Below are 19,701 nucleotides of genomic sequence, written 5' to 3' on the forward strand. Positions count from 1 at the left end.
CAGGAACGAGAGCAGATCATGGCCAAAATCACCTATATCGAACACAACGGCACCGAACACAGCGTTGAGGTGAAAAACGGTATGACCGTAATGGAAGGTGCCCGTGATAATGGCATTCCGGGTATTGAGGCCGACTGCGGTGGCGCTTGCGCCTGTTCGACCTGCCACGTTTATGTACCTGCTGAGTGGAAAGACAAAGTTCCGGGCATGGAAGCGATGGAAGAAGACATGCTCGACTTCGCTTATGAAGTTGACCCCGACCGTTCGCGTCTGTCCTGCCAGCTGAAAGTGACCGATGCGTTGGACGGTTTGGTTGTGAACCTGCCCGAGCGTCAAATCTAATGCGCCTATGGCCGCTCTTGGCTCTTTGGCCATATGCGGCGGGAGCTGAACCTCTGACGGCCCGTTACGTGGACCCTACCGATGCCTATGGGCACGGGGCGGTCGCTAATGGCGAATACGCGGGGCTTGAGGTCACGTGGCAGGGGCAGAGCCATACATTTCAATACAAAGATGCGGTGTTCGAAGATACGAACCCGCGTCTTTTTGACTTGAACGGGGATGGCACGGCTGAGGTCGTCACGGTCCTCAGCGGATTTAACGATGGGGCACGGATCGCGATCTTTGGCGTATCGTCCAACGTAATCGCACCCATCGCCCTTGGTGCACCGTTTGGGCAACCCAATCGGTGGTACGCAATTGCAGGTATCGCGGATTTCGACGGGGATGGCGCGGCAGAGATTGCCTATGTCGACCGCCCGCACCTCGCCAAAACGCTGCGGTTCCTAGAGGTGACGCAAGCTGACGGTGCTTGGACCCTGACGCCCGATGGCGCGGTTGAGGGGCTGACCAATCACCATCTGGGTTCTGCGGTGATCGAAGGCGGATTGCGCGATTGCGGTCAGCCAGAGGTCATCACCGCCAGCGCCGATTGGACCCGAATTATAGTCACGTCTTATGACGGAACGGGCTACACCACCCGTGATGTTGGTCCCTACACTGGCCCCGATAGCCTCACCGCTGCTTTAGCCTGCGATTGAGGCCAACACGCCAAGCGCTGTGATCTCTGCGATCTGCTGCGCCGCGCCGAGGATATCGCCCGTTTGCCCGCCGATCTTTGCCTGCGCGATCAGCGCGACCTTAACCGTGGCGAGGGTGACAAAAATAAAGAGCGGGAACACCGTCCACCCGCCCAAAGCTGCCGCAACTGCCAGTCCGATCAGCAGAGCGACGCCAACAGGGGCCTTATCAGGACGCCCGACAGAACGGGACAATCCGCCCGCCCGTGCGGGCTCCATCAGGTGCATGAGGGCGACCATCGGAACGCGACTGAGGGTGGCAACGATGGGCAAGGCGCACCACATCCAACCCGCGCTGATCAGGGCCTCAATCGCAATCCAGCGCGCTAAGAGCGACAGACAGAGCGCGATCACCCCATAGGACCCGATGCGGCTGTCTTTCATGATCTCAAGCCGACGATCTGGATCCCAGCCGCCCCATAGCCCATCGGCGCTATCGGCCAGACCATCTTCGTGCATCGCTCCAGTGATGATCACCATGACGGCCAGCACGGCGGCAGCAACCAGACCGTCGGACACACCGAACCACTGCCAAACGCTGCCGACACACGCGGCAATCACCCCGACCGCTAGACCCGCCAGCGGGTAGGCCCAGACGGCCTTGGCCGCGCGCGCGCCTGCGGCTTCGTGGTCGATCTTTACGGGAAGGCGGGTCAAAAGACCCAGCGCAGCCAGCACATCGGCGGGTTGAAATTTGCGAATGTCGGAGTTGGACATAGGTGCGACCCTTTCTGACCTTTCATTCTGTGCCACGAGGGTTATTCAAGGCGCACAAAAAGTGCAACGAGGACCGTCATGACCCGCCCATTTTCTAGTCTCGCCGAATTTCGCGCTCTTCTGTCTGCTGCTCCTTCGCTCGATATCGAAGCGAAGGCTGGTGCAGAGGACCGCAACGGTCAGTTGACGAAACCTCCGGGGGCTCTGGGTCGGCTCGAAGAGTTGTCGATCTGGTATGCGTCATGGCGCGCCAATCCGCGTCCATCGATTGAGAACCCCCAAGTGATCATCTTTGCGGGCAACCACGGCGTTTGTGCGCGTGGCGTCTCGGCTTTCCCGCCTGAAGTCACCGTTCAGATGGTTGCGAACTTTGAACACGGTGGCGCGGCAATTAACCAATTGTCCAAGGCGTTCGGCGCTGACATGTCGGTCGTGTCCCTGTCGCTCGACACGCCTACCGCTGATTTCACCACGGCACCCGCAATGTCCGAGGATGAAGTGGTCGACGCGCTCGTCGCCGGCTGGACCGCCGTTAAAGACACAAGCGACCTGCTGGTCGTTGGCGAAATGGGCATCGGGAACACCACCGCTGCGGCGGCCGTTGCGGCGGCCCTGTTTGGTGGCGACGCTGCCGATTGGACGGGGCGCGGAACGGGCGTCGATGATGACGGTCTGAACCGCAAAACCGCTGCCGTTGCCGATGGCCTTGCGCTTCATGCCGATGTGATCGCTGATCCGCTTGAGGCGCTGCGGTGCCTCGGTGGTCGTGAACTGGCGGCGATGGCGGGTGCGATTGCACGGGCGCGGAACCTGCGCATCCCAGTGATCCTCGACGGGTTCATCTGCACCGCCTCTGCTGCTGCGCTGGAATGCGCAGTCGCGGGGTCGCTCGATCACACTGTTGCGGGCCACGTCAGCGCCGAAGGTGCACACGCGAAACTGCTGGCGCATTTGAACAAAGCACCGCTTCTGAACCTCGGCCTGCGTCTGGGCGAAGGTTCTGGCGCGGCGCTGGCAATCGGCGTCCTCAAGGGCGCGATTGCGTGTCATTCTGGCATGCTCACCTTTGCAGAAGCAGGGGTATCGGACGCCTAAGCGTCCCCTTGATCCTTCGGTAACAGGGCGCTGTCGCTACGGCGGCGCCCGATCCCACCCTTGGTTTCCGCCTCGGCTTCGGCCTCTTCGTTGGACGCAAGCGACAGTTCCAGATCGGAATTCAATTCTTTTGCCCGCTTAAGATAGGCCGTGTTTTTGGACGTCGGCACATCGGGTTTCCAGAGCGTCGCCAATTCCTTCATCATGCCGCGATCATGGTGGTAGAACATGGTTTCTGCCTCGGCCGCCTCGTATTCCGACAGCCCGAGGTTTTCGAGCGCATAGCGCCCCGCACGCAGCGAACTGTCGAACAGCTCGCGCACGATGTCATTCGCACCTGCCGCGTAGAGTTCATAGACATGCTGCCGATCCCGCGCGCGGGCGACGATGTGGATGTCGTCGCGCATCTGACGGGCATAGCGCACCAGCGCCGTTGCCTTGTCCCGTCCATCGACGGCCACGACCAGAACCTTTGCCTCTGCAATTCCCGCCGCTTTCAGTAGGTCAGGCCGTGTCGGATCGCCAAAGAAGCCCTTGAACCCGAACTTGCGCATAGTCTGAACGGTTTCCAGATCGGCGTCCAAAACCACGGTCGAAAATCCAGCCGACTGCACCAGTCGGTTCACGATCTGCCCAAACCGCCCGATCCCCGCGATAATCACCGTGCCCGTTTCATCGATATCGTCGGCATCTTGGTGTTCATCCTCGCTCGCCATTTTGCGGGTGCGATATTCGTAGAGGATGAACAACAGCGGCGTGATCAGCATCGACAGTGCGATCATCAAAAGCAGCTTTTGCGCGAGGGCGGGGGACAGCGCGCCGATCCCCAAGGCAAAGCTGATCAGGACAAAGCCAAACTCACCCGCCTGACCGAGGCTGAGGGTAAATAGCCAACGGTCGTGAGGTTTCAACCGCCAAATTCGCGCAAGGCCATATAGGATGCCGCCTTTGACCGCGATCAGTAGGAACGTCAGTAGCACGATCCGCACGGGGTCGCTAAAGAACGCTTGGAAATCGAAACCTGCGCCAACGGTGATGAAAAACAGACCGAGCAGCAGCCCCTTGAACGGCTCAAGGTCGGTCTCTAGCTCGTGTTTGAATTCAGAGTTCGCCAGCACCACGCCCGCAAGGAACGTCCCTAGCGCGGGCGATAGGCCGACCATCTGCATCAACACCGCAATCGCCACGACCATCAGAAGGGCGAGCGCCGTATACATCTCGCGGATGCGGGCCTGATGGATGTAGCGGAACACGGGCCGTGTAAGGAACACACCCGCGAGGATAATCACCGCGATTGCACCTACAGTGACCAATGTGACGCCCCATCCCGGCAATCCTTCAACGAGCGAGAAGGTGCCGTGGTGCGTGTCGTCGGCGGCGCGTTGGATCGATCCATCGGGCGAAATCATTATTGGCGCGGCAACAGCCAACAGCGGCATGAGCGCCAGCATGGGGATCACGGCGATATCCTGCGTCAGCAGAACAGAGAACACGTTGCGCCCGCCCGCTGTCTGCACTAGCCCCTTTTCCGATAGGGTTTGTAGAACGATCGCGGTTGAGGACAACGCGAGGATCATCCCGATGGCGATGGAATCCAGTGCGGTTTCGTTCATCAGATAGGCCAGCCCAGACAGGGCCGCGACGGTCAGGATGACCTGCAGCCCGCCCAGTCCCAAGAGCTTGGCCCGCATCCGCCAGAGGACGCGCGGCTCGAGCTCTAGCCCGATCAGGAACAGCATCACAACGACGCCAAATTCGGCAAAGTGCTGGATGTCTTTGGATTCCGACCCGACCAATCCGAACACGGGCCCGATGACGATCCCTGCCAGCAAATACCCCAGCACGGACCCAAGTCCCAAACGTGCTGCCAAAGGCACCGCAATCACTGCTGCGCCTAGGTAAATGGTTGCCTGAAAGAGAAAACTTTCCATCGGTGTCCGTCTTATTAACTAAAATTCGATGGCGCTGGTAATGTCGCCTTGTACACTTGGGGCTGACTGAAGAAATTGCTAGGGATCAGCCCCTCGGCATTTCCAACGACACCACGCGACCCCGTTTTTCGTAGTTCAAAACGGATTCGCCAATCGCGGTGACCCGACCTCCGTCGAGAGTATCACCCACCCGAACCGATACAATCCGCCCGTTGCCCATCCGCACCAATGCGATCCGACTAGAACTGCTGCCTGCGATACCGATCAGGGCAATGTCGCGCATGGTTAAAACGTTGTTTTCGGTCGCGGCGCGGGCCACGCCACCTGGGACAGGGCCCGTAGGCCGCATGGTTGCCGATACATCCGTTGGTGCGCTTGCCTCAGGCTCTGATTGGAGCGAGGCAGCGGTCGCCGTGACGATCCGATCAAAGTTGCGCGGACGCTGGATCGGTAGCGGCGATGACGCGACCGCGTATTGAGATGCCCCAGCGGTCAAATCTGGCGGAGCGGCAGCAGCGATCGCTGCGGCGATGGCGTCAACGTCCGCTTCGGGGATTGGTAGCGGTGCGGGCTCTGGCGCGACGATGACCAAATTGTCAGGACGTTCACGCGGCCGCAGCGCGGCCAACTCTGACGCAATATATCCGCCCAGTGTATCCCGTTCGATGTTCTCAGCGAGGTTATCAGGACGGCTGCGTGGGCGGAGGCTGGCCAGTGACACACCACCAGCGGTCACAAGGTCAGGATTGGTGGTAGGCGCGGCCTCTGGATTTGGCGCAATCCCCTCGGGACGCGCAATCGGGCGGGTCGTCGTGGCGGTTGCTGCAAAGACGGTGACCCCCGTTGGCAAAACGGTGCCTGCCTCGGTCGCGCGGATATTGCCGTTCGCGTCACGGTCAAATTCGGTTCCCGCAGCGGGTGGTGCGAGAGGGGAAACAACGGACAGATCGGGTTGCATTGCCGTAATAGAAGGCAATGCAACCGCATCTGTCCCGAACGTTACAGGGTCGATGGCCGCGATGGTGACGCCGTCTGTCGTCTCGATCTTGGGCGTGTAGGGGAAGGTCGGCGCACGCTGCCAAACACCCGTCGCGGCGTAGAGGCGCTGTGCCTCTGCGGGGCTAAGCACTTGACCAAGAGGCAAGTCAGTCGGGGGCAATAGCGCCCCGTCTTGGGTCAGGTTTTCAATCGCGATATCCACGTCCGACATCGCATCGCCGAGGTCGGCTGCGGCCTCGTCTTCGGGGGCAGGGTTGTCGGCGTCGAGCGTGGCAACCGTCACGTCATTGCCGCCGAACAATCCCGCGATCCCGTTTTCTAAAGTCGACGACCAGATCGCGACCGCTAGAAGGAAGGCCAGCAAAAGCGCCATTAAAACCGTAAAGACGTATTTGGGCCGTTTGATCGCTTTGGCTTGGGCTTTGCGGCGGGCACCGAAAATGGTCAGCCGCACTTTTTCGTCGGCGGGTTCGGCATCGCCGTCGAGTTCGGCCACCACCTCTTGCGCTTTGGCCTCCAACTTGGCCAAGGCAGCAGCATCGCGTTCCGCATCCTTTTCCGCGCGGCGCGATTTGCGGCGGTCATTCAGCGCCGTGAGGCCATTGCCGAGTGCCGTCTTTGCAGAGGTCGCTGCCGCTATGACGGGCGCAAGCGGCGAGGTCTTGTCTTCTTGCTTGGCTTCCGTTGGGACGGTGCGTGGCGTTGCTGCGAAAATAGGAGCGGCGTCCAGATCGCTGGGCGCGGGTGGAATGCCGACCGTGGGGGTGATTGTCGGCGTGATCCGTGGCTGGATCGTGGACGTCGGTTTGTCCCCCGTGGTCAACGTCGGTGTCGTGGCATCAGACGTCCGCGCGCGGCTCGAGAACACAACGGGTTCCGTAGTCTCTTCGGGCTCGTCCGTCGGTTCTGGCGCAGCTTCTGGTTCTACCTCAACGGGGGCAGGGGCCTCTTCGATGGCGGACAGGTCGATATCGAGGTCGATGTCAAACTCTAGCTCTACTTGTTCGTCCTCAGTCTGCGCCTCTTCTGTAGGTTCGACAGGTTTGACAGGTTCGACCGTTGCCTCTTCAACAACCTCTGGCTCTGCCACCGGCGGCTCTTCGACCACCTCCGGTTCAAGTTCAGGGTCTGGTTCGGCAACGCGACCCACGACCACCACGGCATCCACATCACGTTCGATGGTCTGACCGTCGGTCAGCAGAGTTGCTGCCGCGCTCGTTCGGCCAAAGAACGCCTCGCCGACAAAGGTGAAGGCATCAGGCACAGCCGCGAAACTGACAGGGTTAAACCCGTATCCCGCAGCAAAGCCTTCGGCCTCGTCCAGCGTTTCGCGTGCAATTGCGGCTACATAGGTCCGACCTCCGCCACGCGAATAGTCGAACACCAGATCATCAAGTGCATATGGCGTCGCCCCGTCGAGAGACGCGCGAATATCGTCTTCATCGGCACGGGGATTATCCAGCGCAAGATACCGAATCTGATCGTTTGGAATAAGAAGCTTGGTCCGCAGCGGCGATGGGTCGAGTTGTGCCGCCCGATCCTTCATCCGTGCAAGGGCAGCGCCTAGATCGGCGTCATCCAGCGCGACCTCGTCCACCAAAAGCCAGCCGTCGGAACTCCGTTGCAATAAACGGATCCCTTCGAACGACAGTGAAAGTGCAAAATTTGGTGTCATAAAATTGGGACTAACATGATTTCTTTGGAGCGGAAATGTAACGGCGCTCAATGATTTAAGCTACAGCAACTTCCCGCCCACTCGGAAAATTTACTCGTGTTCTACCGCTGGCTGTGATCGCCTGAAGGTTGATTAAGAATCGTTCCCAGTGAAAGGATCAAACGATGATGACCTTTATGCGTGTAGCGCTGATCTCTGGCCTCATGGCCGCGCCCCTTGGTGTGATGGCGCAGGACCGCGTTGTGCCGTCAATTTCCGTTTCGGGTGAGGGGATTGTCACCGCGCCCGCTGATATGGCCGTGGTCACAGTCGGCGTTATGCACGAGGGCAAAACGACGGGCGAGGTGTTGGATGCGATCAGCATGGCAACTACAGGTATCCTCGCCGTGCTAGAGGCCGCTGCGATTCCGCAGGGTGACATTCAAACAGGCCGCGTGTCACTGATCCCGCGCTACGGGCGGACCGTTCTGGGGGCACCTGATTACACCCAGATCGAAGGATACACCGCGTCTACCACGCTTTCCGTGACCACCCATGACCTGACAACGCTGGGCGGATTGCTGTCCGACGTGGTCGCGGGTGGGGCAAATACGGTGAACGGTGTGTCCTTTGGGATCGACGATGACTCCGCCCTTATGGACGAGGCCCGCGCGAAAGCGGTCGAGGACGCGCGTCACCGAGCAGAGGTTTATGCGATGGCGGCTGGCGTTGATTTGGGCGGAGTTCTCACGCTGAGCGAAAACAGCTACGGCGGCTATGCCCCTGTCGTGATGGAGGCGATGTCCGCCCGTTCCTTTGACAGCGGTGCGCCGAAAATGGATGTGCCCTTGGTCGCAGGGGACATCACGGTATCGGCGCAGGTCAGTATCGTCTACGGAATCGCAACTGAGTAACGAAAAGGCCGCCCAGTGGGCGGCCTTTGGTTTTGGAATTAGGCGGTTGCCTTTGCCAGCGCCTGATCGAGATCGGCGATGATATCCTTCGGGTCTTCGATCCCGATTGAAATCCGTACGACTTCGGGTGCTGCACCTGCTGCGCGCTGCTGATCCTCGGACAGCTGGCGGTGCGTGGTGGAGGCAGGGTGAATGATCAACGACCGTGCATCACCGAGGTTCGCTACGTGGCTGAACAGTTGCAGGCTATCCACCAGTTTCACGCAAGCGTCATAGCCGCCCTTAACCGCAACGGTGAACAACGCGCCTGCGCCTTTTGGCACCAGACGCTCGGCGCGGTGCTTGTAGGGGCTGGAGTCCAGACCCGCATAGGTCACGTAATCCACGCGCGGATCCGCTTCGAGCCAGTCAGCGACCTGCTTTGCGTTTGCCACGTGTTTGTCCATGCGCAGCGAAAGCGTTTCCAGACCCATCAGCGTGTAATGTGCCGCCTGCGGGTTCAGCGTCATCCCGAGGTCGCGCAGACCGATGGCGATGCCGTGGAAGGTAAAGGCCATCGGACCCAACGCTTCGTGGAATTTCAGGCCGTGGTAGGCAGGTTCGGGCGCCGAGAGCGACGGGAACTTGTCCGATGCGGACCAATCGAACTTGCCCGAATCTACGACCACACCACCTGTCACGGTGCCGTTGCCAGTCATGTATTTGGTCATCGAATGCACAACGAGCGTCGCGCCATGTTCGATCGGACGGCAGAGATACGGGGTCGCCGTGGTATTATCTACGATCATCGGAATGCCCGCCGCATCAGCAATCGCAGCAATCGCGTCGAGGTCGGTGATATAGCCGCCGGGGTTTGCGATGGTTTCGCAGAACACTGCGCGGGTGTTGTCGTCAATCGCCGCCTTCACTGCGTCTAGATCGTCGAAATCAACGAACTTGGCCGACCAGCCGAACCGTTTGATCGTCTGGCTGAACTGGGTGATCGTGCCGCCATATAGACGGGTCGATGCGACGATATTCAGACCAGGCCCCATCAGCGGGAAGAGCGCCATGATCTGCGCCGCGTGACCCGAAGAACAGCAAACAGCGCCCGCACCGCCCTCAAGCGCCGCGATACGGTTCTGAAGCGCACCAACGGTCGGGTTGGTCAGGCGCGAATAGATGTAGCCGACCTCTTGGAGGTTGAACAAACGCGCGGCGTGGTCGGCGTCTTTGAACACGTAAGCGGTAGTCTGATAGATCGGCACCTGGCGTGCGCCAGTGGCTGGATCCGGCTCTGTTCCAGCGTGAATTTGTAGCGTTTCAAAACCGAGGTCTTGTGTCATTGCATCCTCCCATGAGTCATTGTTGCCCAGACGTTACGTCAGGCTTACCCATAGGACAATGCAGCAAAATCCTAATGTATTACGACGGTTCTAGTCGCCGAGTTTGGCGTGAACCTCTGCCAGATCGATCTCGCCGATTGGCATCTTGTTCCCCGGATTTTCAAAGTCGTATTTGAACAGATTGAAATCCTTTTTGTAGATTTCATAGACGAGGTGCATCGACAGATCGTCAAAGTAATCTTCAACAGGATGCGCCCGCTTCGGCCCGTGCCCTTCGCTTTCGTTAAAGCGGGGGATGGTTTTCAGGTCGATCGGATGCGCGGTTTCGCAGTTGTCGAGGACGACCTGCATGCCCTCGTTGAATTTCTCGTTAAAGAAGATGTGGTCGTAGCTGCCACCGTTCGCAATGAAAGTCGCGATATGGCCAGACATGGCCGACCAGTGAATGTCGGGCTCCATCGGGCGTTTCCAACGGATGGTGTCGCGTGCGAACAAGAGGAACCGACGGAACGATTTGATCTGGTCGAAATCGAAATCATCCTCGGGCGAGCCGACTTCGATCCCATATTTCTGCGCCAGTTGCGGCACAAGGTTCCCGCGGTAGCGTTTCCCGTTGCGCTGAATCCCGCAGATTTTGTCAAAGAACGATGACAGGATGCGAGTGTAAGGGTTCCGCACGCAAGTGAAGGCATAGCTTTTGTGCGCTTTGACGTTGTCGGTGATCAGCGGTTGGCTGGCCTCAAACGCCCATTTGTGCATACGGTCAGTTGCATCGTGGATGTCGCCGTCAAAGAACTCTCCGTGGTCGGAGTAATACATAATCTGACCGATTGAGGAGCAGGCGCATTTCGGCACTACCCGATACACCATGCTTTCGCTCTCAGTCATCCACGTTCCAGGAAAGCCCATACTCGTCGCCCCTTGTTACCCTTTGTCCCTTGTTGCCAGATCGTGCGGGACATTATCCACCATAAAAATCAAAGAAACGCTGTTTATTCAACGGGTCTTCGGGTTATCAAGGGGGAAACTGATCAGTTCGACCGCAGGGTTTTGTTTCCAATATGGCAAAAATCGCCTTCATTCTCCTGTGCCACAAGAACCCCGAGGCGATTGTGCAGCAAGCCCAACAGCTCACCGCGGTTGGGGATTACATTTCGATCCACTTTGATGCCAGCGCGTCCAAAGACGACTATCAGCTGATCCGCGAGGCCTTGGCCGACAACCCAAATGTCACCTTCGCGAAAAAGCGGATCAAATGCGGCTGGGGTGAATGGAGCCTCGTTCAAGCGACGCTCTACGCCATTGAATCCGCAGTCGATGCCTTCCCGCGTGCGACCCATTTTTACATGGTGTCTGGTGATTGCATGGCGATCAAATCAGCGAAATACGCAAAAGAATTCCTCGACGGCCGTGATGTCGACTACATCGAAAGTTTTGATTTCTTCGAAAGCGATTGGATCAAAACGGGGATGAAAGAGGAACGCCTCATCTACCGCCATTGGTTCAATGAACGTGTGCACAAACGCCTGTTCTACTGGTCCTTCTGGTTCCAGCGTTGGGCAGGTCTGAAACGTGCGATCCCCGACGATATTCAGGTCCAGATCGGTAGTCAGTGGTGGTGCCTGCGTCGCCGCACAATCGAGTGGATTCTCGATTTCGCCCGTCAGCGCAAAGACGTGATGAAGTTCTTTTCGACCACGTGGATTCCCGACGAGACGTTTTTCCAGACCCTCGTGCGGCACCTGATCCCCGCCAAAGAGATCGACACTCGCACGCTGACCTTCCTGATGTTTACCGACTACGGGATGCCTGTGACGTTCTACAACGATCACTTCGACATGCTGTTGGCGCAGGATTCGCTCTTTGCTCGCAAGATCAGCCCCGAAGCGGTGGACCTAAAAAAACGGCTCGGTCGGCTTTATGCCTCGGACCAAGACGATTTCAAAATCTCGAACGAAGGTCGGAACCTGTTCAAGTTCCTGTCTGGCCGTGGTCGCGAAGGGCGCCGCTTTGCCCCCCGTTTCTGGGAGGCCGAAGCCAGCCTTGGCCGCGAACGCGAACTGCTGATCGTCGCCTGTAAGAAATGGCACGTGGCCAAGCGTTTGATCGACGCCATAAACCAAAACGCCAACATCCCGACCGTCGCTTATCTCTTTAACGAAGAGGCCACGCCGCTCCCTGATCTGGGGGGTATTCAGGCGACCTTGGGCAAACGACATCGTCACAGACGGGCGATGATGCGGATGCTATTCGACTATCACCAGACCGACAAAATGGTGATCTGTATGGATACGGCGAACCTGGATCTGATGCAGGATTTTGCCTCTGACCGTGCGACGACGAAAATCCTCGAAATCCAGTGCGAGTTTTCGGACGAATACCTGATCGGTCACTCCAGCCGCGTTGGCCTTATGGGCCACCAAACCCCGCCTGATACCGTGGCGCGGCTCTTGCCGACGGTGCGCAACGACTTTGCCCACGAGAGCGATCGCATCCGTGACGGTGGCTTTGAACACTACTACCGCATCCGCGAATTGGTCCCGCCCGAAGACAACGCGGCGGCCATTGCGTCTTTCTTGTCTGTGTCCGATGATGTGGCGCGAACGATCGCACAGACCCCTTATCTTTACGTCGACTGAGGCCCCTCATGGACTTTAACTACGATCCGCAGAACATCTTTGCGAAAATCTTGCGCGGTGAAATCCCGAATAAGACTGTCTATGAAAACGATCATGCCCTCGCGTTCGAAGACATCGCACCGCAAGCGCCTGTCCATATCCTGATCATCCCCAAGGGTCCGTATATGTCGCTGGACCATTTCGCGATGGCAGCCTCTGCCGAGGAACAGGTCGGCTTTATGCAGGCGGTCGCTGAGGTCTGCAAAATTGCAGGCGTGGAGGACGGCTTCCGTGCCATCGCCAACACCCGTGAAGCAGGCGTTCAGGACGTTCCGCATTTCCACCTGCACATCTTGGGTGGCCGTGTTCTGGGCCGGATGTTGCCAAAGGTTTGATGCCATGTGGCGCACGCTGAGCCTCTGCACCGTACTGGCAGCCCAAACGGCTGCTGCGGATACGGTCGTGGTCTTTGCTGCCGCCAGCACCAAAACCGCGCTCGACCAGATCGCGGCAGAGTTCACGCAGACGACGGGCAACGATGTGGTTCTGTCCTTCGCAGGATCATCTGCGCTTGCCCGTCAGATCACCCAAGGCGCGCCTGCGGATATCTTTATCTCGGCCAACACCGAATGGATGGACGTGGTCGAGGCCGAGGGTCTGATCGAGGACGGAACCCGCCGCGATCTGCTGGGCAATACGCTCGTCCTGATCGGCAGCGCAGAGAGCGCGGCATCGGTCGATTTTGCCGACTTCCCCAAAGCCCTCGGAAACGAACGGATCGCGATGGGCATGGTCGATTCGGTGCCTGCGGGGATTTACGGGAAGGCCGCGTTGGAAACCTTGGGCCTTTGGGCCGACATCCAGCCGCAGGTCGCCCAAATGGATAACGTGCGGTCGGCACTGGCGCTCGTCGCGTTGGGGGAGGCGCCGTTCGGGATCGTCTATGCGACGGATGCTTTGGCCGATCCTTCGGTCCATGTGGTCGCAGAGTTCCCGACCGACAGCTATCCCGCCATCGTCTATCCCGTGGCCGATATCACAGGGCGCGACAGCGAGGCAGAAAACGCGTTCCTCGACTATCTCTCGGGCCCCACCGCCCGCGCCTTGTTCGAGGCGCAGGGGTTCGCCGTCCTGAATTAACGGTTCGACGTCAGCGCGAGGAATACATCCTCTAGGTCTGCCTCTTCGGTTTTCACGTCCGCGATACGGATGCCCGCAGCGTGAACCGCAGCCAATACCGCCTCAGCCGAGGTTTCGCGGGGTTTGTAGGTAAAGGCCAGCGATCCATCTTTGCGCGCTGCAACGGTGATGCCTTCAGGCACGTCAGGTTGCGCGATGGGCTCCGCAGGGGTGATCACCATCGTTTTGCTGTCCAAACGGCCCAAAAGGTTCGCCGTGGTGTCGCGCGTAATCAGCTCACCATGGTTGATGATCGCGATCTCGTCACACATTTCCTGCGCTTCTTCGAGGTAGTGCGTGGTCAGGATGATCGTCATGCCCAACTCTTCGTTCAGGCGACGGACGTTCGCCCAGAGCATGTTGCGCAGTTCGATATCCACACCCGCCGTCGGTTCATCAAGGACGAGGATCTGCGGGCTATGCACCAGCGCCTTGCCCAGCAAGAACCGCCGCCGCATCCCGCCAGACAGCGACCGCGCATAGGCTTCGGCCTTATCGGTCAGGCCAATCAGTTCGAGAATCTCATCCGTGCGACGCTGCGATTTTGGAACGCCATAAAGGCCCGCCTGAACCTCAAGGCTCCCCCGTGGGGTAAAAAACGGATCGAGGTTCGGTTCCTGCGGCATGATGCCGATGGCCGCACGGGATTGGCGTGGGTTTTTGTCCTGATCGAATCCCCAGATGTTCACCCGACCAGCGGATTTGTTCACCAGACCCGCCAGAATATTTATGATCGTCGATTTCCCCGCGCCATTCGGCCCCAAGAGGCCAAAAATCGAACCACGGGGGATGTTTAGGTCAATGCCTTTTAACGCTTCTTTAGCCGCAGATCGGCCTGTCGCCGCGTAGGTTTTCCGCAGACCTTCGATTTCAATCGCATTTTCGGTCATCTTGCTTTCCCGCTTGCCCGTGCGTGGGGTTGATATAACTTACAACCCGATCTAAAGCGGACGAAGTCCCGCGACAACCAGATAGGCCAAGTGATGACCATTCCTGCACCCGAAACCAAGATCGTCGATCAATGGAAAGTCGCCTGTGATGGCGGTGAGGGGGCTCTGGGCCATCCGCGCGTTTGGCTGACCATTCCGCATGACACGAAATACGTGGAATGCCCCTATTGCGACTGCCGCTATGAAGTCAGCGCAAACGCTAAAGATCACCACTGATCCTTAGCTAATCGGGATCGCCGCACCGTTACACGGCAGCATGGCGATCCGTTCCCCTGTGTCACCGCGCAGATAGGCCAGCACATTGTTGCCGGACCAAATCTTTATGCCTTCGCCTGTGTTCATTAGGCCGTTGCCAATCGCGGTGCCCGTGTAGCTGTCCTGATAGGTATAGTAGACGCGCCCCGAACGTCCGTCTTCGCAGGTGACGTCCGCTTGCCCAAGGCCAAGCAAATTGCGCGACATCCATGTGCCATCACACAGTGTCCCGTCCGATAATTTCCCGACAAAGGTCCCTTCGCCGCGCCCAAACGCGCGTCCATTGAACCAAAGCCCCTCAGACCCCACACAAGCCACCACGCGGTTACAGTTCTCCGCGTCATCGGTCATCGAACAGGATGTGTTGGATTGAGCGTTTACTGTGCTGGCACAGAGAATGGCGACTGGAAGCAGGACGCGGAACATGTCAAAACCTTTGGTAACTGAAAAGCGAAGGGAAAAATGCATGAGCGGGTTCGGAAAAGGCTGTCACCTCCATCTTATTGATGGATCGGCGTTTATCTTTCGCGCGTACCATGCGCTGCCCCCCTTAACCCGCAAATCGGACGGCCTTCCTGTTGGTGCCGTCAGTGGATTTGTGAACATGCTCCAACGCTATGTCGAGGGGAATTCTGGCCCTGATGCAGCCACCCACGTCGCCGTAATCTTTGACTATTCTGGAAAAACCTTCCGCAATGATCTCTACGACAAATACAAGGCCAACCGTCCGCCCGCGCCCGAAGACCTGATCCCGCAGTTCCCCCTGACCCGCGAAGCGACGCGTGCGTTCAACATCGCCTGCCACGAAATCGAAGGCTACGAGGCCGACGATATCATCGCCACGCTGTCCTGTCAGGCGCGTGAGCTGGGTGGCCGCGTCACCATTGTGTCCTCGGACAAGGACCTCATGCAGTTGGTCGGCGGCGGCGTCGAAATGCTCGACCCGATGAAAAACAAACGCATTGATAGCGACGGCGTGGTCGAGAAATTCGGCGTCGGCCCAGAGCGCGTCGTCGATGTGCAGGCGCTCGCGGGCGATAGCGTTGATAACGTGCCGGGTGCACCGGGGATCGGTCTGAAAACCGCAGCCCTTTTGATCAACGAATTTGGTGATCTGGAGACCCTTTTGGACCGCGCGGGCGAGATCAAACAGCCGAAACGCCGCGAGACCCTGATCGACAACCGCGCGCAGATCGAACTGTCCAAACAATTGGTGCAGTTGGACTGCAACACGCCCTTGGATTTCAGCATCGATGATCTGGAAATCCGCGATCCCGAGGCTGATAAACTCTTGGCCTTCCTCTCCGCGATGGAGTTCCGCACCGTGTCAAAGCGGATCGCGGATAAGATGGGCGTCGACAGCCCCGTGATCCCCGACACCACACCCGAGGGCGCGGACCCAATCGCGGCAGATATGCCCGCGCAGCTCCCCTTTGATCATGAGAAATATGAATGTGTTCGCGACGCGGATGCGCTCAAGGCGTGGGTCGCCCGCGCCTATGATCGCGGCTACATCGCCTTTGATACAGAGACAACGGGCCTCGATGAGATGGTTGTGGACCTCGTTGGTGTGTCGCTCTGTGTCACGGCGGGCGAGGCCTGTTATATTCCTCTCACTCATAAATCCTCTGTGGCGGATGACCTCTTTGGCGGTGCCGAACTCGCCACGGGTCAGATGAATTTGGACGAGGCCATCGCGATCCTCAAACCGATGCTAGAGGACCCGTCGATCCTCAAAATCGGTCAGAACATCAAATACGACGCCAAAATCCTGAGCCGCTACGGTGTGCAGGTCGCGCCCATCGACGACACGATGCTGATGTCTTATGCGCTGAACGCTGGCCTTCACGGTCACGGGATGGATGCCCTGTCTGAACGCTACTTGTCGCACAACCCGATCGAAATCAAATCGCTCTTAGGCTCGGGCAAATCCATGATCACCTTTGATCGGGTGCCCGTCGATGACGCGGTGAAATACGCAGCCGAGGACGCCGATATCACCCTGCGCCTCTGGCAATTGTTCAAACCGCAACTGACACAGAAAAAAGTCACAACCGTCTACGAGACGTTAGAGCGCCCACTGGTCCCCGTCCTCGCACGGATGGAACAGGCTGGCGTAAAGGTTGATCGCGATACACTGTCGCGCATGTCCAACGCCTTTGCCCAGAAAATGGCAGCGCTAGAGGACGAGATTAAGACCACAGCGGGCATGGAGTTTAACGTCGGCTCTCCCAAACAATTGGGCGAAGTGCTCTTTGATCACCTTGGCCTTCCGGGTGGGAAAAAGGGTAAAACGGGCGCCTATGCAACGGGTGCGGACATCCTCGAAGACCTCGCCACCGAACACGAATTGCCGCGGTTGGTACTCGACTGGCGGCAATTGTCGAAACTGAAATCGACCTATACGGACGCACTGCAAAACCACATCAACGCAGACACAGGGCGCGTGCACACATCCTACCTGCAAACGGGTGCGAACACGGGCCGTCTGGCCTCGACCGATCCGAACCTGCAAAACATCCCTGTTCGCAGCGAAGAAGGCCGCCGCATCCGCGAAGCCTTTGTCGCCGAAGAGGGCAAGGTCATCGTTTCGCTCGACTATAGCCAGATCGAACTGCGCATTCTGGCGCATGTGGCGGGGATCGAAACCCTGAAACAAGCCTTCCGCGATGGCCATGATATTCACGCGATGACAGCGTCCGAAATGTTTGATGTGCCGCTGGACCAGATGACCTCGGATATTCGCCGTCAGGCCAAGGCGATCAACTTTGGTGTGATCTACGGCATCTCGGGCTTTGGCCTCGCGCGTAACCTGCGCATCCCGCGGGCCGAGGCGCAGGGGTTCATCGACCGCTATTTTGAACGCTTCCCCGGCATCCGCGCCTATATGGATGACACCGTCGCCTTTGCCAAAGAGCACAGCTATGTTGAGACGCTCTTTGGTCGTAAAATCCACACGCCAGAGATCAACGCCAAAGGCCCGACCGCGGGCTTTGCGAAACGTGCCGCCATCAACGCTCCGATCCAAGGTACCGCCGCCGATGTGATCCGCCGCGCTATGGTGCGGATGGATGATGCGATCGCTGATCTACCAGCAAAGATGCTCCTTCAGGTCCACGACGAACTCATCTTTGAAGTCGAAAAAGGGTCTGAAGAGGCTCTGATCGAACGGGCCCGCGAGGTGATGGAAAACGCGGCCGATCCTGCAGTTAAGCTCGACGTTAAACTCAGCGTCGATGCGGGCGTTGGCGCGAATTGGGCCGAGGCGCACTAAGGGGGCTCTGCCCCCGCGCGTTCCGCGCTCCCCCGGGATATTTCAGGCACAAAGGCACGAAAAAGCCCGACGAGAGGATGTCTCTGGTCGGGCTTCGGCTTGCGCCTTCGTGCACGGTCATCGGCGTCCCCGCCTGTACCGCAGGCTCACTCTGACAGGAAAAAGTTAACAATGCCTTTGTGCCGCAAATATCCTCGGGGGTGAATTGGCCCCAAAGGGGACAAGAGGGGGCAGACTGCCCCCTCCCTTTACCTTGGTTTAATTCACAGCCTTCGTTTCAATGACATCGGCCTCATACGCAGGCGATTTACTGATTTCGATGCGGCGCGGTTTGAGCGCTTCAGGCACTTCGCGCACGAGGTCGACGTGGAGCATGCCGTTCTCATGGCTCGCACCCGTCACACGGACATGGTCGGCGAGGTGGAAGCGGCGGTCAAAGGCGCGGGTGGCGATGCCACGGTGCAGGTAGGCGCGTTCACCTTCTTCTTCAGGTTTGCGGCCCGATACGAGAAGGGCGTTTTCACGCAGTTCTACCGTCAAATCTTCGTCGGAAAATCCAGCAACAGCGAGCGAGATGCGCCATGCTTGTTCGCCAGTTTTTTCGATATTGTATGGGGGGTAGCTGGTTTGTGTTGCCTCGGTCGACATGACGCGATCCATCAGATCAGCGATTTGGTCGAAACCGACGGTGGCACGATACAGGGGGGCTAGGTCAAAACTACGCATGGTTTATCCTCCATTGAGCGATACCAAAATTGCGCCTTCCCATGGGGGACAGGCCGTGAAACAGGACCCATTGTGGCGTCCTGTTCATTTGATTTGGGGATGCGATTTTACGATTTCAAGCCCGTTAGGGGCGGATGAATTTCGCGCCCGTATCGCCGCGTTGTCCGGGCATGATCGCGCGGGGCAGGATCGATTGCGCGCCCATATCGTAATAGGCCATCAGTTCGGACAGAGGTTGGTCGAGCGACGCGCCGAGTGACACAGGTGTTCCGTCCAGATTGGTCATCGCAGAAACCACCGATACGATTTCGGCCACGCCATTTCTAACCCTGAACACGGGCGACCCTGATGCGCCAAAGTTCACGTCGCAGGTCATAACGACAACGCCGTTCTGGCGGCCTAGAACATCGCAGATTTCTTGGAGCGAGGGGGCATCCTCACGTCCACGGGCATAGGACACGACGCCAACTTGATCGCCTGCGCGTGGCGTGGCGGCGATGGGGTAGGGGAAAATGCGGGTGGTTCGGATCGGTTGGTCAAGTTCCAAGAGAGCCAGATCGCGGGCCACTTCTTCGCCTGTTGTGCCGACGCCAAAGCGGTAGTTGGGGTGGGCGACGACGCGGCGGACGTTGCGGTAGGCTTCGGCCCGACCTTCGCGCAGTCCCGCGCCAAAGCTGAAACGACCAGCCTCAATCGGGCGGCCATCGCGGTCATAGACACAATGGGCGGCGGTGAGGATGAGGTCATCACGGATCAGGGCAGCTGTGCAGAACCCTTTGCCCGCGATGTCGAGGCGACCTACGGCTTCCCATCCACGGCCATCGTTCGAGGTCGAGAGGGTCACAAGCCGACCGTCCTGCGCAGCGACCGAAGTCGCGCCCAGCATCAGAGCGATGAGTAAGACGATCAAACGCATTGTAGTTCCCTAGTTCGCGGCCCTTTTGCCAGAGCCATGCGGCAGCATTATGGCAGCTATCTCTATGTT

General features: G+C 58.6%; 18 protein-coding genes. 9 read left to right on the top strand and 9 right to left on the bottom strand.

Annotated features, from left to right (window positions below; genetic code table 11):
- Positions 1-18 precede the first annotated feature (18 nt).
- Entirely contained in the window at positions 19-342 is a 324-nt protein-coding gene (locus tag QWY83_RS10985) for a 2Fe-2S iron-sulfur cluster-binding protein (protein ID WP_105235712.1), read from the top strand.
- Positions 342-1,040 (top strand): VCBS repeat-containing protein, encoded by a 699-nt coding sequence (locus QWY83_RS10990; protein ID WP_249945860.1) that lies wholly within the window; start codon positions 342-344, stop codon positions 1,038-1,040. Before QWY83_RS10985 ends, QWY83_RS10990 begins: the two co-directional genes overlap by 1 nt.
- Here QWY83_RS10990 and cobS read toward each other — a convergent pair.
- Positions 1,026-1,796 carry an adenosylcobinamide-GDP ribazoletransferase gene (gene cobS / locus QWY83_RS10995; RefSeq protein ID WP_249945859.1) on the bottom strand — a complete coding sequence of 257 codons (771 nt, stop codon included), beginning with the start codon at positions 1,794-1,796 and terminating at the stop codon, positions 1,026-1,028. The genes QWY83_RS10990 and cobS overlap by 15 nt on opposite strands.
- 78 nt (positions 1,797-1,874) lie before the next feature.
- On the opposite strand from cobS, the gene cobT reads away from it, so the two are divergent.
- Complete coding sequence (gene cobT / locus QWY83_RS11000; RefSeq protein ID WP_249945858.1) at positions 1,875-2,891, top strand: nicotinate-nucleotide--dimethylbenzimidazole phosphoribosyltransferase; 1,017 nt, start codon at positions 1,875-1,877, stop codon at positions 2,889-2,891.
- Here the strand turns inward: cobT and QWY83_RS11005 are convergent.
- Complete coding sequence (locus QWY83_RS11005; protein ID WP_249945857.1) at positions 2,888-4,822, bottom strand: cation:proton antiporter domain-containing protein; 1,935 nt, start codon at positions 4,820-4,822, stop codon at positions 2,888-2,890. The two genes, cobT and QWY83_RS11005, sit on opposite strands and share 4 nt — an antisense overlap.
- 85 nt (positions 4,823-4,907) lie before the next feature.
- Positions 4,908-7,448, bottom strand: coding sequence for a hypothetical protein (locus QWY83_RS11010; protein ID WP_290245958.1), 2,541 nt, complete (start codon positions 7,446-7,448; stop codon positions 4,908-4,910).
- Positions 7,449-7,660: 212 nt separating this feature from the next.
- Here QWY83_RS11010 and QWY83_RS11015 point away from each other — a divergent pair, with 212 nt between their 5' ends.
- Positions 7,661-8,389 (top strand): SIMPL domain-containing protein, encoded by a 729-nt coding sequence (locus QWY83_RS11015; RefSeq protein ID WP_249945855.1) that lies wholly within the window; start codon positions 7,661-7,663, stop codon positions 8,387-8,389.
- Between the two features lie 38 nt (positions 8,390-8,427).
- Here QWY83_RS11015 and QWY83_RS11020 read toward each other — a convergent pair whose 3' ends face one another.
- Positions 8,428-9,714, bottom strand: a complete 1,287-nt coding sequence (locus QWY83_RS11020) for an O-acetylhomoserine aminocarboxypropyltransferase/cysteine synthase family protein (protein WP_249945854.1) — start codon at positions 9,712-9,714, stop codon at positions 8,428-8,430.
- 90 nt (positions 9,715-9,804) lie between these two features.
- Positions 9,805-10,623, bottom strand: coding sequence for a sulfotransferase family protein (locus QWY83_RS11025; RefSeq protein ID WP_249945853.1), 819 nt, complete (start codon positions 10,621-10,623; stop codon positions 9,805-9,807).
- Between the two features lie 152 nt (positions 10,624-10,775).
- Between QWY83_RS11025 and QWY83_RS11030 the strand changes: the two genes are divergently transcribed.
- Genes QWY83_RS11030 through modA form a run of 3 tightly spaced genes read left to right on the top strand, consistent with a single transcriptional unit; the run spans position 10,776 to position 13,472 of the window.
- The gene (locus tag QWY83_RS11030) at positions 10,776-12,353 is read left to right on the top strand and encodes a DUF5928 domain-containing protein (protein WP_249945852.1); all 1,578 of its coding nucleotides are present in this window, start codon (positions 10,776-10,778) and stop codon (positions 12,351-12,353) included.
- Positions 12,354-12,361: 8 nt separating this feature from the next.
- Positions 12,362-12,727: an HIT domain-containing protein gene (locus QWY83_RS11035; protein WP_249945851.1), complete on the top strand. Its 366-nt coding sequence runs from the start codon at positions 12,362-12,364 to the stop codon at positions 12,725-12,727.
- 4 nt (positions 12,728-12,731) lie between these two features.
- Positions 12,732-13,472 carry a molybdate ABC transporter substrate-binding protein gene (gene modA / locus QWY83_RS11040; protein WP_249945850.1) on the top strand — a complete coding sequence of 247 codons (741 nt, stop codon included), beginning with the start codon at positions 12,732-12,734 and terminating at the stop codon, positions 13,470-13,472.
- Here modA and QWY83_RS11045 read toward each other — a convergent pair.
- On the bottom strand, positions 13,469-14,401 hold the full coding sequence (locus QWY83_RS11045) for an ABC transporter ATP-binding protein (protein WP_105235701.1): 933 nt from the start codon (positions 14,399-14,401) through the stop codon (positions 13,469-13,471). The genes modA and QWY83_RS11045 overlap by 4 nt on opposite strands.
- 93 nt (positions 14,402-14,494) lie before the next feature.
- Between QWY83_RS11045 and QWY83_RS11050 the strand changes: the two genes are divergently transcribed.
- On the top strand, positions 14,495-14,677 hold the full coding sequence (locus tag QWY83_RS11050; protein WP_067549931.1) for a zinc-finger domain-containing protein: 183 nt from the start codon (positions 14,495-14,497) through the stop codon (positions 14,675-14,677).
- Between the two features lie 3 nt (positions 14,678-14,680).
- Here the strand turns inward: QWY83_RS11050 and QWY83_RS11055 are convergent, their stop codons facing one another.
- Entirely contained in the window at positions 14,681-15,142 is a 462-nt protein-coding gene (locus QWY83_RS11055; RefSeq protein ID WP_249945849.1) for a hypothetical protein, read from the bottom strand.
- Between the two features lie 40 nt (positions 15,143-15,182).
- Between QWY83_RS11055 and polA the strand changes: the two genes are divergently transcribed.
- Positions 15,183-17,990 (top strand): DNA polymerase I, encoded by a 2,808-nt coding sequence (gene polA, locus QWY83_RS11060; protein WP_249945848.1) that lies wholly within the window; start codon positions 15,183-15,185, stop codon positions 17,988-17,990.
- A 258-nt stretch (positions 17,991-18,248) separates the two neighbouring features.
- Here polA and QWY83_RS11065 read toward each other — a convergent pair whose 3' ends face one another.
- Positions 18,249-18,716 (bottom strand): Hsp20 family protein, encoded by a 468-nt coding sequence (locus tag QWY83_RS11065; protein WP_105235698.1) that lies wholly within the window; start codon positions 18,714-18,716, stop codon positions 18,249-18,251.
- Between the two features lie 124 nt (positions 18,717-18,840).
- Positions 18,841-19,632 carry a trypsin-like serine peptidase gene (locus QWY83_RS11070; protein ID WP_249945847.1) on the bottom strand — a complete coding sequence of 264 codons (792 nt, stop codon included), beginning with the start codon at positions 19,630-19,632 and terminating at the stop codon, positions 18,841-18,843.
- Positions 19,633-19,701 lie beyond the last annotated feature (69 nt).

It is taken from the genome of Marivivens donghaensis, assembly GCF_030410045.1.
Lineage (GTDB): Bacteria > Pseudomonadota > Alphaproteobacteria > Rhodobacterales > Rhodobacteraceae > Marivivens > Marivivens donghaensis.

Excerpts from the sequence above, each read along its gene's own strand:
- polA (WP_249945848.1), top strand. The coding sequence starts at position 15,183 with ATGAGCGGGTTCGGAAAAGGCTGTCACCTCCATCTTATTGATGGATCG.
- modA (WP_249945850.1), top strand. The coding sequence starts at position 12,732 with ATGTGGCGCACGCTGAGCCTCTGCACCGTACTGGCAGCCCAAACGGCT.
- QWY83_RS11065 (WP_105235698.1), bottom strand. The coding sequence starts at position 18,716 with ATGCGTAGTTTTGACCTAGCCCCCCTGTATCGTGCCACCGTCGGTTTC.
- QWY83_RS11035 (WP_249945851.1), top strand. The coding sequence starts at position 12,362 with ATGGACTTTAACTACGATCCGCAGAACATCTTTGCGAAAATCTTGCGC.
- QWY83_RS11005 (WP_249945857.1), bottom strand. The coding sequence starts at position 4,822 with ATGGAAAGTTTTCTCTTTCAGGCAACCATTTACCTAGGCGCAGCAGTG.
- cobT (WP_249945858.1), top strand. The coding sequence starts at position 1,875 with ATGACCCGCCCATTTTCTAGTCTCGCCGAATTTCGCGCTCTTCTGTCT.
- QWY83_RS11020 (WP_249945854.1), bottom strand. The coding sequence starts at position 9,714 with ATGACACAAGACCTCGGTTTTGAAACGCTACAAATTCACGCTGGAACA.
- cobS (WP_249945859.1), bottom strand. The coding sequence starts at position 1,796 with ATGTCCAACTCCGACATTCGCAAATTTCAACCCGCCGATGTGCTGGCT.
- QWY83_RS11050 (WP_067549931.1), top strand. The coding sequence starts at position 14,495 with ATGACCATTCCTGCACCCGAAACCAAGATCGTCGATCAATGGAAAGTC.
- QWY83_RS11030 (WP_249945852.1), top strand. The coding sequence starts at position 10,776 with ATGGCAAAAATCGCCTTCATTCTCCTGTGCCACAAGAACCCCGAGGCG.
- QWY83_RS11070 (WP_249945847.1), bottom strand. The coding sequence starts at position 19,632 with ATGCGTTTGATCGTCTTACTCATCGCTCTGATGCTGGGCGCGACTTCG.
- QWY83_RS10990 (WP_249945860.1), top strand. The coding sequence starts at position 342 with ATGCGCCTATGGCCGCTCTTGGCTCTTTGGCCATATGCGGCGGGAGCT.
- QWY83_RS11045 (WP_105235701.1), bottom strand. The coding sequence starts at position 14,401 with ATGACCGAAAATGCGATTGAAATCGAAGGTCTGCGGAAAACCTACGCG.
- QWY83_RS11025 (WP_249945853.1), bottom strand. The coding sequence starts at position 10,623 with ATGGGCTTTCCTGGAACGTGGATGACTGAGAGCGAAAGCATGGTGTAT.
- QWY83_RS11055 (WP_249945849.1), bottom strand. The coding sequence starts at position 15,142 with ATGTTCCGCGTCCTGCTTCCAGTCGCCATTCTCTGTGCCAGCACAGTA.
- QWY83_RS10985 (WP_105235712.1), top strand. The coding sequence starts at position 19 with ATGGCCAAAATCACCTATATCGAACACAACGGCACCGAACACAGCGTT.
- QWY83_RS11015 (WP_249945855.1), top strand. The coding sequence starts at position 7,661 with ATGATGACCTTTATGCGTGTAGCGCTGATCTCTGGCCTCATGGCCGCG.